The following is a 10,555-nucleotide window of genomic DNA, read 5'->3' on the forward strand; positions in this document are numbered from 1 at the left end:
CGCCGCCTCGCCGCGAGCATGGGGCACGTGGATCTGCGACAGAGGGTGTTCGCGCGCCTGTGGGGTGTCGCGGCCCTGGCCCACCTCGCGGGAAACCCCGCCTACGGTGGCCTGATCCCCTCCGCCGAGCCGGTCGGGGTGCTGCTGGCCCTCCTCGGCCTGGTGGCCACCGGGGTCATCCTGAGACCCGGACGCGCGGCCGTCCTGGTGCTGATGCTCCTGGTGGTGCTCAGCGCACTGGCGGAGGCCCCGGTGCTCGGCAACCACTGGCTGCTGGCGGCCCTCCTCGCCCTCGCCTACCTGCTCACCGGCGGCGCCTGGCACCGGTTCGAGCCCGCGGCCCGCACGGGACTGCTGGTGTTCTACTCATTCGCCGCGTTCGCCAAGCTCAACACCGGCTTCCTGGACCCGGTCACCAGCTGCGGGGTCTTCCACCTCGACCAGGCGATCGGCGCCGTGGGACTGCCGCCGCTCGACTCCGGCTCGGTGCCGGCACTGCTCGCGGCCTGGGGCCCCGCCGCCATCGAGCTCTCGGTGCCGGTGCTGCTCCTGCTGCGACCGACCCGACGAGTCGGGGTGCTGGTGGCCGTCGGCTTCCACACCGCGCTCTCCTTCGACCCGGCACAGCACTTCTACGACTTCACGGCGGTCCTGCTGCCGCTCTTCCTGCTGTTCCTCGACGACGCGACGTTCGTGCGGATCAACCGGTGGGGCCGGGCCGGCGCGGGTCGGGCCCGGAGCTGGCTGCGGGCCGCGGTACTCGTGGTGGGGGTGACCACCACCGCGGCCAGCGTGCTGCCGGCGAGCCGAGGATCGGCGGCGTGGCTCGAGTCCGGCTCGTTCCTGTGGTGGGCCGGCTACGTCGCACTGCTGGTCTTCGCCCTGGTGGGACCGGGACGTGTCGCGGCCCTCTCGTGGCGCGTGGGCCCGGCCGGGGTGGCGCTGGCGATCCTGGTGGCCGCCAACGGCCTCTCGCCGTACCTCGAGGTCAAGTCCGCCTACGGCTGGAACATGTACTCCAACCTGGTCGTGGTCGACGGGACCTCCAACCACCTCCTGGTGCCCGCGTGGCCGCTGCGCGCCGGACACCAGGACCTGGTGCGGGTGCTGGCCACCGACGACCCCGGGCTGGCCCGCTACGTGAGCGAGGACTACCTCCTGCCCTGGCCGACCTTCCGGACCTACCTGGCGGACCGCCCCGACGCCTCGGTCAGCTATCGACGCGGCGCCGAGACCGGGGTGGTGGACCGGGTGGGCGACAGCGACCTCGGGGCTCCCGTCCCCTGGTGGTGGCGATGGCTGCCCCTGCGGTCGGTGCACCGCACCACGCCGGCGACCTGCCAGGACGTGTTCCTCCCGGCCCTGTGACTGGGCCCAGCGACTCGGGCCTTCAACCGTGCGCGCCCGGGCGGCGCGCGGCCACGTAGCACGCCACCGCCGTCGCGGCGGCCACGTTGAGGGAGTCGATGCCCTCACGCATCTCGATGATGGCTCTGCGGTCGGCGCTCGCCTGCCACCGCGTCGACAGGCCCGGGCCCTCCGAGCCGAGCACGAGGGCCAACCGGTCCACGTCGGCGACCGCCTGCTCGATCGGCGTCGCATCGGGCGCCAGGGTCAGCGCCACCGTGGTGAAGCCGGCCGCCGTCAGGGTCGGCAGGGCTTCGGCCCAGTCGGGCAGGCGGGTCCACGGCATCGTGAAGACCGCGCCCATGGCGACCTTGATCGACCTGCGGTACAGCGGGTCCGCGCAGCGCGGGGACAGCAGCACCGCGTCGAACCCCAGTGCGGCTCCGGACCGGAAGATGGCCCCGACGTTGGTGTGGTCCACCACGTCCTCGAGCACCAGCACGGACCGCGCACCGGAGAGCACCTGCTCCAGCGGGGCCAGCGGCTGACGGTGCAGGGAGGCCAGCGCGCCCCGGTGCACGTGGAAGCCGGTGACCTCCTCGGCCAGGTCCTCGCTCAGCACGTAGCAGGGCGCCTCGGTGGTCGCCAGCACCTCGGCGAGGCCGTCGAGCCAGCGCGGCGCCATCAGGAACGAGCGAGGGGCGAAGCCGGCCTCGACCGCCCGGCGTACCACCTTCTCCCCCTCGGCGATGAACAGCCCGTGGTCGGCCTCCAGGCTCTTGCGCAGCTGCACGTCCCGGAGGTCGCGGTAGTCGCCCAGTCGGGGATCGTCGGGGTCGGAGATCTCGATCAGCTGGGCCACGAGGCTCAGTCTGCCAACACCCGGTAACGCTCCGGATGGGCGACCCGGACCACGTCTCCCACGACGATGATGGCCGGCGGACGTACCTGGTGGCTGGCCAGGTCCTGGGCCAGCTCGCCCAGCGTGGACAGGACGGTGCGCTCGCCCGGCATCGTGCCCTCCATGATCACCGCGACCGGGGTCTCGGCCCTCCGGCCACCCAGCAGCAGCTCCTCGGCGATGGCCGGCGCATTCTCCACCGCCATCAGCAGCACCACGGTGCCGCGCATCCGCGCCACCGCCGACCACTCGACCAGGGAGTCGGGGTGTCCGGGCGGGAGGTGCCCGGAGATCACCGTGAACTCATGGGCCACGCCCCGATGGGTGACGGGGATCTGGGAGACGCCGGGGACGGAGATGGAGGAGGAGAGCCCCGGGATCACCGTGACCGGCACCCCGGCCTCCCGGCAGGCGAGCAGCTCCTCGTACCCCCGGCCGAACACGAAGTTGTCCCCGCCCTTGAAGCGCACCACCCGCTTGCCCTGGCGTGCCCGGTCGATCAGGAGCTGGTTGATCTGCTCCTGGAGAGCGCTGCGCCCGCGGGGCAGCTTGGCCACGTCGATGAGCTCGACGTGAGGTCCGAGCTGTCCGAGCAGCGCGCGCGGCGCCAACCGGTCTGCGACCACCACGTCCGCCGAGGCCAGTGCGTGCCGCGCCGCGACGGTCACGAGCTCGGGGTCGCCGGGCCCACCTCCGACCAGCACCACGCCAGGGGTGCGGTCCAGGGCACCGGCCGTCGTGAGCTGGCCGTCGCGCAGGGCGGTGATGATGTCGTCCCGCAGGGAGGCCGACTGGCGGGGCTCGCGGTTGCCGAGAACCGCCACCGTGACCGAGCCGTGGCGCCCGACCGCCGGGGTCCAGGCCGTGGCGGCCGTGGCGTCATCACTGCGGACGCAGAAGATCCGGCGTTCCTCCGCCGCCTCGGAGATCTGCTCATTGGCTTCCGGGTCGTTGGTCGCGGCGACGACGTACCAGGCGCCGTCGAGGTCCGAGGGCCGGAATCGCCGCAGCTCGAGCGTGATCTCGCCGGCCATCCCCTCGATCGCGGGCGTCACCTGGGGGGAGACCACCAGCACGTCGGCTCCGGCTGCGAGCAGGGAGGGAACGCGGCGCTGGGCGACGTGTCCGCCACCCGCCACGACCACTCGTCGGCCGGCCAGGCGCAGACCGGTGGGATACGGGGGGAAGTCCTTCACCGCACCATTGTCCCTGTCCCCACTGACCGACCCGTCGCTAGAGTCCGACCCATGAGCATCGAGCGACCGATCGCCCCGAACCCGTACGACTACCTGCCTGCCGTGCCGAGCTTCACCGTCACCAGCGCCGACGTCACCGACGGCGCCCCACTCTCCGACGACCAGGTGGCCCACCTGGGCAACACCTCTCCACAGCTGAGCTGGGAGGGAGCCCCCGAGGGCACCCGGTCGTTCGTGGTCACCGCGTTCGATCCCGACGCCCCCACCCCGTCAGGCTTCTGGCACTGGGCGCTGGTCGACATCCCGGCGTCGACGACCTCCCTGCAGAGCGGGGCAGCCTCGGGCGCGCTCCCGGGCGACGCCTTCCACCTGCGCAACGACACCGGGGAGCAGGGGTTCACCGGCGCCGCGCCGCCGGAGGGCGACCACCCCCACCGCTACTTCTTCGTCGTGCACGCGGTCGGGGAGGAGAGCCTGGGCATCGACGAGACCGCGACCCCGGCGGTGATGAGCTTCAACCTCGCCTTCAAGACGCTGGGTCGGGCCATCATCCACGGCACCTACCAGCGCTGACCCGGCCTGACCCGGCCCGGTCACGGGCGTGAGAGCAGCTCCGAGAACGGGGTCGGGTCGGCCAGCTCGTCCTCGACGCTGCGCAGGCGCGGTGCCGGACGAGGCAGCTCGGCGCCCAGCATCGCGACGAGCTCGGCCGCGGCCCGCTCGACTCGCGCGGACAGGGCCGGGTCGCCGCCGAAGTCCTCGGTCGCCGCGAAGACCGCCGTGGGCACCGTGATCGCCCGGAGGTAGGAGAACAGCGGACGCAGTGCGTGCTCCAGCACCAGCGAGTGCCGAGCCGTTCCTGCGGTCGCTCCCAGCAGGACCGGCTTGCCGAGCAGCATCTCCGGCTCGAGCACGTCGAAGAAGGTCTTGAAGAGGCCGGAGAACGAGGCCGAGAAGACCGGCGTGACCGCGATCAGGGCGTCGGCGGAGCGCACCCGCGCCACGGCGTCGGCGAGCTCCCCCGACGGGAAGCCCGTCAGCAGGTTGTCGGCCAGGGCGTGCGCCAGGGCGCGCAGCTCGATCACGCTCACCCGGGGTGCCTCCCCGGCGTCGGAGAGCCTCCGTACGGTGGCGTCCCTCAGCTGGTCGGCCAGCAGGCGGGTCGAGGAGGGCACCTGGAGCCCGGCGGTGACGACGACGAGGTGGCTCATGCCGACACCTCCGTGCTCTGCGGCGGGGCGGCGGCCATCAGCGACGCGTGAGTGGGGGCCTCGGGTACGTGCGCGGGCCGCAGTGCGGCGAACTCCTTGCGCAGCACCGGGACCACTTCCTCGCCGAGCAGGTCCAGCTGCTCCAGCACCGTCTTGAGCGGCAGCCCGGCGTGGTCCATCAGCCACAGCTGGCGCTGGTAGTCGCCGGCGTACTCCCGGAAGCTGAGCGTCCGTTCGATCACCTGCTGCGGCGACCCGACGGTCAGCGGCGTGGCACTGCTGAACTCCTCCAGCGAGGGACCGTGACCGTAGACCGGAGCGTTGTCGAAGTACGGCCGGAACTCGTTGACCGCGTCCTGGCTGTTGCGGCGCATGAACACCTGGCCGCCCAGGCCGACGATGGCCTGGTCCGCGGTGCCGTGGCCGTAGTGCTCGAACCGGCGACGGTAGAGCCGGATCATCTGTGCGGTGTGGGACGCGGGCCAGAAGATGTGGTTGGAGAAGAACCCGTCGCCGTAGAACGCCGCCTGCTCAGCGATCTCCGGACTGCGGATCGACCCGTGCCAGACGAAGGGCGGCACACCGTCGAGCGGCCGCGGGGTGGAGGTGAAGCCCTGGAGCGGGGTGCGGTGCTTACCCTGCCAGCTCACCACGTCCTCGCGCCACAACCGGTGCAGCAGTGCGTAGTTCTCCACGGCGAGCTCGATGCCGTCGCGGATGTCACGACCGAACCACGGGTACACCGGGCCGGTGTTGCCACGGCCCAGCATCAGGTCCATCCGCCCGTCCGCGAGGTGCTGCAGCTGGGCGTAGTCCTCCGCGATCCGCACCGGGTCCGTGGTGGTGATCAGGGTGGTCGAGGTGGACAGGATCAGCCGCTCGGTCTGAGCCGCCACGAAGGCCATAGTCGTGGTGGGTGAGGATGCCGCGAAGGGAGGGTTGTGGTGCTGACCGAACGCCATCACGTCCAGGCCCACCTCCTCGGCCTTGCGGGCGATGGCGACGGTGGCCTTGATCCGCTCGTGCTCGGTGGGAGTGCGTCCCGTGGTGGGATCGGTGGTGACGTCTCCGACGGTGAAGATCCCGAACTGCATGACCGCTCCCCTTTGGTTGAAGGCACAACTACACGCAGAACCCGCGCGTACGGCGTCCTATTCCTCGAGGGACCTCGTGCCCCTCAGGCCGCGATCCAGGTCGGGCTACTCCCCCACACCTGCGTGCGCCCGACCGGGAGACTGCGAGAATCCAGGTCATGCCCATCGACGAGTCCGCAACCGACGTCGTGCTCGGAGCGCCGTACACGGCGGAGACCATCCAGCTCCCGGGCGACGAGGAGGGAGCGGTCGTCGCGACCCTGGTCCGGCGACCGACCCACGGGCCCACCAACTGCGCCGTGCTGCACGTCCACGGCTTCGCCGACTACTTCTTCCACACCGAGTACGCCGAGTGGTGGACGGAGCGGGGCTACACCTTCTACGCCCTCGACCTGCGCAAGTACGGCCGGTCCATCCGCCCGCACCAGACCCCGAACTACGTCACCGACCTGCACGACTACTTCCCCGAGATCGACGAGGCGTGGCGTCGGATCACCGAGCGCGACGGCCACGAGGCAGTGGTGGGCAGCGCGCACTCCACGGGCGGACTCACCCTGCCGCTCTGGGCCGACGAGAGACGATCCCCGCTCTCCGGACTGGTGCTCAACTCCCCCTGGTTCGAGCTGCAGGGCCCGTGGTGGCTGCGCACGGTGGGGACCACGGTGCTGCAGCAGGTCGCCGCGATGGCCCCCCGGCAGGTCATCCCTCGCACGGTGCGTGGCTTCTACGGCGAGTCGCTGCACTCCGAGCTCGGTGGGGAGTGGGACTACGACCTTGCCTGGAAGCCCGTCGAGTCCTGGCCGATGCGAGCCGGCTGGATCTCCGCCATCCGCGCCGGGCATGCCGCTCTGCACCGGGGCCTCGACCTGAGCTGTCCGACGCTGGTGCTCTCCTCGGCCCGCTCCGCCCAGCCTCAGGAGATGAGCGAGGAGGTGACCAGCAGCGACATCGTCCTCGACGTGGAGCAGATCCGTCGCTGGGCGCCGTCGCTGGGCCGCCACGTCACGAGCGTGGCACTGGTGGGCGCCATCCACGACGTGGTGCTCTCCCGTGCCGAGGTGCGCCGGGAGGTCTACTCGACCCTGGACCGGTGGCTCGCCGCGTTCGTGGAGGCCTGAGGAGGCCGATGATCGGCGCCGATCAGCTCAGCGCGCCACGAAGAAGACCAGGGCGGTGAGCCCCACGGCCACGATCGCCAGCCGGAGCGCCTTGTCGGGGAGCCGGCGCCCCACCTTGGCTCCCAGCAGCCCGCCGATCACCGAGCCGGTGGCGATCAGGAGCACCACCTGCCAGTCCACGTCGGCCACCACGACGAAGATGAGGCCGGCGACTCCGTTGACCAGGGCTGCCAGCACGTTCTTCACGCCGTTGAGCCGTTGCAGGGTCTCCGGGATGCCGATCCCCATGACCGCCATCAGCAGCACGCCCTGGGCGGCCCCGAAGTAGCCGCCGTACACCCCCGTGGCCGCCACAGCGGGCCAGACCCAGACCGCACCCTGCTCGGGCAGTCCGCCGAGATGGGCGTGACGTCGCGCCACGGCAGCAGAGATCCGAGGGCCGGCGACGACCAGGACGACCCCCAGCAGGATCAGCACCGGCACGATCGACTCGAAGGCCGACGCGGGCAGCACCAGCAGCAGGGTGGCCCCCACGGTGCCACCCAGCACCGAGGCAACAGCCAGCCGAGCGACCCGGGCACGTTGTCCCGACAGCTCGGCGCGGTAGCCCAGGGCACCGGCGAGCGAACCGGGCACCAGGCCGATGGTGTTGGAGACGTTCGCGGTCACCGGGGGCACTCCGAACGCCAGCAGGGTCGGGAACGTGATGAGCGTTCCCGACCCCACGATCGCGTTGATGGCTCCGGCGCCCACGCCCGCCAGCAAGACGACGGCCGCTTCCCAGAGCATCACGGGGCTGGCGTGTCCCCTCCAGTGCTCTCCGGCACCTGCGAGACCTGCTTCGCCTCGGCGATGGCCTCCTCGACGGCCTTGCTGGCCGAGGACTGGCCCATCTCGGCCGACGAGCGCGGCAGCTGCGGCTCGGAGGGCCCCATGTCCACCCGCTTGGTGGGGGTGGCGTCGCGCGGGATGCCGGCCATGTCGGTCATGGTCGACCCCAGCCCTTCGAGGGCCTTGCCGATCTCGGACGGCACGATCCACACCTTGTTGGCGTCGCCCTCGGCGATCTTGGGCATCATCTGGAGATACTGGTAGGCCAGCAGCGACTGGTCCGGCCGGCCGTCGTGGATGGCCTGGAAGACCGTCTGGATGGCCTGGCCCTCACCCTGGGCGCGAAGGATCTGCGCCTCCCGGTCGGCCTGGGCCCGCAGGATCTGCGACTCCCGGTCGCCCTCGGCGGAGAGGATCGCGGCCTGCTTGGAGCCCTCGGCGGTGAGGATGGCCGACTGTCGCTGCCCCTCCGCGGTCAGGATGGCCGCACGCTTGTCGCGGTCGGCACGCATCTGCTTCTCCATCGAGTCCTTGATGGAGGGCGGCGGGTCGATGCCCTTGAGCTCGACCCGGTTCACCCGGATCCCCCAGCGTCCGGTCGCCTCGTCGAGCACGCCTCGCAGACCGGTGTTGATCGAGTCGCGGCTGGTGAGCGTCTCCTCCAGGTCCATGCCACCCACGATGTTGCGCAGCGTGGTCATGGTCAGCTGCTCGATGGCCTGGATGTAGTTGGCGATCTCGTAGGTGGCCGCCACCGGGTCGGTGACCTGGAAGTAGATGACGGTGTCGATGGAGACGACGAGGTTGTCCTCGGTGATCACCGGCTGCGGCGGGAAGCTCACCACCTGCTCCCGGAGGTCGATCAGGTAGCGGACCCGGTCGATGAACGGGACCACGATGTTGAGTCCGGCCGGGAGCGACTGCTTGTACTTGCCGAACCGTTCGACGATCCCGGCACGGGCCTGCGGGACGATGCGCAACGTCTTGGCCATCACGACGATGACGAAGATCAACAACAGCGCCAGCAGGACGAGGAATGCCTCCACTGCGCCTCCTAACTGATGGTGGATGGGTGAATCAGGGCTCGAGTCGCGCGACGGGGTACACGACGGCGGTGGCGCCGCGGATCTCCAGCACCTCGACCGTCTCGCCCGCGGGGATGGTGGCGGTGTCGTCGTAGGGCTGGGCGGTCCAGATCTCACCGGCCAGCTTGATCCGTCCGACCGCGAGCCCCGAGATCTCCTCGGTCACGAGTGCCTGCTTGCCGACCAGCTTGCCGTGGCCCAGCTGCAGCTCCGGGCCGGAGTGCAGACGCTTGACCATGGAGGGCCGGGCCAATGTCAACGCGGCCAGGGAGGCGGCGGCAGCGGCGATCACCTGGACGGCGACGTGGAGGTCCAGCGCGGCCGCGACCATGCCGACCAGGGCGCCGGCTGCCAACATGGCCAGCACCAGGTCCAGGCTGAACATCTCGGCCACGCCCAGGACCACGGCGATGCCCAGCCAGGTCTCCCACGCGTGGTCACGGAACCATTCCATGCCCGGAGCCTATCCCGAAGGGGTGTGACAGACGCCGCAGGTCGCGCTCTGCCGAGAGGTTGTGCCGGGTGCGGGTCAGAGCACGCGGCGCGCCGGTCGACGCCGCGCGGCGTAGCGGCCGTCGGCGACCGTGAGAGACAACGGCATCCCGAAGGTCTCCGAGAGCGCCTCCTCGGTCACCACGCGGTCCAGCGGACCCTGGGCCACCACCCGGCCCTGACGGAGCATCAGGGCGTGGGTGAAACCGGGCGGGATCTCCTCGACGTGGTGGGAGACCAGCACCGTCGCCGGGGAGTCCGGATCCATGGCCAGGCTGGAGAGGGTGGAGACCAGGTCCTCGCGGCCACCGAGGTCGAGACCCGCGGCCGGCTCGTCGAGCAGCAGCAGCTCTGGGTCCGTCATCAGGGCCCGGGCGATCTGGACCCGCTTCCGCTCACCCTCGCTGAGGGTGCCGAAGGTGCGCATCGCCAGGTGCTCGGCGCCGACCTCGGCGAGCAGGCCGGCGGCCCGGTCGTGGTCCAGCTCGTCGTAGGACTCACGCCAGCGGCCCACCACGCCGTACGACGCGGAGACCACGACGTCGCGGACCAGCTCGTCGCGGGGTATCCGGTCGGCGATCGCGGCGCTGGTCAGCCCGATCCGCGGCCGCAGCTCGAAGACGTCCACGGTGCCCAGCACCTCGTCCAGGATCCCCACCACACCGGCGGTGGGATGGATCTGAGCGGCCGCAACCTGCAGCAGGCTGGTCTTCCCGGCGCCGTTCGGGCCCAGCACCACCCAGCGCTCGTCGTCGTCGACAGACCAGGACACCTCCTCCAGCAAGGTGGTCCGGCCTCGGCGCACGGTGACGTCGGCGAACTCCAGCACGGCGCTCATGCCCTCACCCTATCCAGGGCCTCATCCGCCCCCGTGGGTAGCCTCACCGAGCGTGAACAGTTCTCTGCCCGAGGCCGCGGCTCTCGCCTGGTGGGGCACCGCCTGGCTGCGTGGTGCCGTCGTGACCGACCTCGTCCTCGACGAGGTGGTGGGTCCGCAGGACGTCCACACCGTGCTGCTCGGCGGCACCACGGCCACGGAGCAGTCACCCGCGGGCCTGCTCGACCTCCTGCTGGCCCTGCGGCGGGCCGGTGCCGGTTCCCTCGGGCTCGCCCTGCCGATCGAGGGGGACCCGCTGGGTCTGGGCGGCCCGGTGGACTTCAACGCCGAGGCGATCGAGGCGGGTCAGGCCGTGGTGTCCCCCGAGGCCGGGCTCGGGGCCGTCCCCCGTCGCGTGGGACGCGGAGTGACCTGGGTGCTGGGGCCGGCGCGCCGGCGCGGC

11 protein-coding genes and 1 pseudogene are annotated in these 10,555 nt (G+C 71.4%); 4 read left to right on the forward strand and 8 right to left on the reverse strand.

The window, feature by feature from the left end; all coding sequences use genetic code 11:
- The first annotated feature begins 27 nt into the window (after window positions 1–27).
- Window positions 28–1,368 (forward strand): HTTM domain-containing protein, encoded by a 1,341-nt coding sequence (locus tag C5H89_RS08200; protein ID WP_162799285.1) that lies wholly within the window; start codon window positions 28–30, stop codon window positions 1,366–1,368.
- Window positions 1,369–1,390: 22 nt separating this feature from the next.
- On the opposite strand, the gene C5H89_RS08205 is transcribed toward C5H89_RS08200, so the two are convergent.
- Together C5H89_RS08205 and cobA are read right to left on the reverse strand one after the other, a co-directional pair.
- Complete coding sequence (locus C5H89_RS08205; protein WP_104106521.1) at window positions 1,391–2,209, reverse strand: RNA methyltransferase; 819 nt, start codon at window positions 2,207–2,209, stop codon at window positions 1,391–1,393.
- A gap of 5 nt (window positions 2,210–2,214) precedes the next feature.
- On the reverse strand, window positions 2,215–3,444 hold the full coding sequence (cobA, locus tag C5H89_RS08210) for a uroporphyrinogen-III C-methyltransferase (protein WP_104106522.1): 1,230 nt from the start codon (window positions 3,442–3,444) through the stop codon (window positions 2,215–2,217).
- 51 nt (window positions 3,445–3,495) lie between these two features.
- Between cobA and C5H89_RS08215 the strand changes: the two genes are divergently transcribed.
- Complete coding sequence (locus C5H89_RS08215) at window positions 3,496–4,017, forward strand: YbhB/YbcL family Raf kinase inhibitor-like protein (RefSeq protein WP_104106523.1); 522 nt, start codon at window positions 3,496–3,498, stop codon at window positions 4,015–4,017.
- A 20-nt stretch (window positions 4,018–4,037) separates the two neighbouring features.
- Here C5H89_RS08215 and C5H89_RS08220 read toward each other — a convergent pair whose 3' ends face one another.
- Entirely contained in the window at window positions 4,038–4,655 is a 618-nt protein-coding gene (locus tag C5H89_RS08220) for an FMN reductase (RefSeq protein ID WP_104106524.1), read from the reverse strand.
- A complete protein-coding gene (locus tag C5H89_RS08225) occupies window positions 4,652–5,749 on the reverse strand; it encodes an LLM class flavin-dependent oxidoreductase (protein ID WP_104106525.1) in 1,098 nt (365 codons plus the stop codon). The genes C5H89_RS08220 and C5H89_RS08225 overlap by 4 nt, the downstream gene beginning before the upstream one ends.
- A 158-nt stretch (window positions 5,750–5,907) precedes the next feature.
- Between C5H89_RS08225 and C5H89_RS08230 the strand changes: the two genes are divergently transcribed.
- Entirely contained in the window at window positions 5,908–6,867 is a 960-nt protein-coding gene (locus tag C5H89_RS08230; RefSeq protein ID WP_104106526.1) for an alpha/beta hydrolase, read from the forward strand.
- 27 nt (window positions 6,868–6,894) lie between these two features.
- Here C5H89_RS08230 and C5H89_RS08235 read toward each other — a convergent pair whose 3' ends face one another.
- The 4 genes from C5H89_RS08235 to C5H89_RS08250 form a co-directional block, all read right to left on the reverse strand.
- Entirely contained in the window at window positions 6,895–7,656 is a 762-nt protein-coding gene (locus C5H89_RS08235) for a sulfite exporter TauE/SafE family protein (RefSeq protein WP_104106845.1), read from the reverse strand.
- A complete protein-coding gene (locus C5H89_RS08240; protein WP_104106527.1) occupies window positions 7,656–8,744 on the reverse strand; it encodes an SPFH domain-containing protein in 1,089 nt (362 codons plus the stop codon). The genes C5H89_RS08235 and C5H89_RS08240 overlap by 1 nt, the downstream gene beginning before the upstream one ends.
- Before the next feature lie 31 nt (window positions 8,745–8,775).
- A complete protein-coding gene (locus C5H89_RS08245; protein ID WP_104106528.1) occupies window positions 8,776–9,237 on the reverse strand; it encodes an NfeD family protein in 462 nt (153 codons plus the stop codon).
- Window positions 9,238–9,312: 75 nt separating this feature from the next.
- Window positions 9,313–10,113: an ABC transporter ATP-binding protein gene (locus C5H89_RS08250; RefSeq protein ID WP_104106529.1), complete on the reverse strand. Its 801-nt coding sequence runs from the start codon at window positions 10,111–10,113 to the stop codon at window positions 9,313–9,315.
- A gap of 52 nt (window positions 10,114–10,165) precedes the next feature.
- Here C5H89_RS08250 and C5H89_RS08255 point away from each other — a divergent pair.
- Window positions 10,166–10,555 (forward strand): annotated as a pseudogene (locus tag C5H89_RS08255) (hypothetical protein); the annotation flags it as partial.

This window comes from Nocardioides sp. 616 (assembly GCF_002930065.1).
GTDB classification, from domain to species: Bacteria; Actinomycetota; Actinomycetes; order Propionibacteriales; family Nocardioidaceae; genus Nocardioides; species Nocardioides houyundeii.

What these genes read in the sequence shown, in the direction of transcription:
- C5H89_RS08215 (WP_104106523.1), top strand. Translation starts at nt 3,496, where the DNA reads ATGAGCATCGAGCGACCGATCGCCCCGAACCCGTACGACTACCTGCCT.
- C5H89_RS08220 (WP_104106524.1), bottom strand. Translation starts at nt 4,655, where the DNA reads ATGAGCCACCTCGTCGTCGTCACCGCCGGGCTCCAGGTGCCCTCCTCG.
- C5H89_RS08225 (WP_104106525.1), bottom strand. Translation starts at nt 5,749, where the DNA reads ATGCAGTTCGGGATCTTCACCGTCGGAGACGTCACCACCGATCCCACC.
- C5H89_RS08230 (WP_104106526.1), top strand. Translation starts at nt 5,908, where the DNA reads ATGCCCATCGACGAGTCCGCAACCGACGTCGTGCTCGGAGCGCCGTAC.
- C5H89_RS08235 (WP_104106845.1), bottom strand. Translation starts at nt 7,656, where the DNA reads ATGCTCTGGGAAGCGGCCGTCGTCTTGCTGGCGGGCGTGGGCGCCGGA.
- C5H89_RS08245 (WP_104106528.1), bottom strand. Translation starts at nt 9,237, where the DNA reads ATGGAATGGTTCCGTGACCACGCGTGGGAGACCTGGCTGGGCATCGCC.
- C5H89_RS08250 (WP_104106529.1), bottom strand. Translation starts at nt 10,113, where the DNA reads ATGAGCGCCGTGCTGGAGTTCGCCGACGTCACCGTGCGCCGAGGCCGG.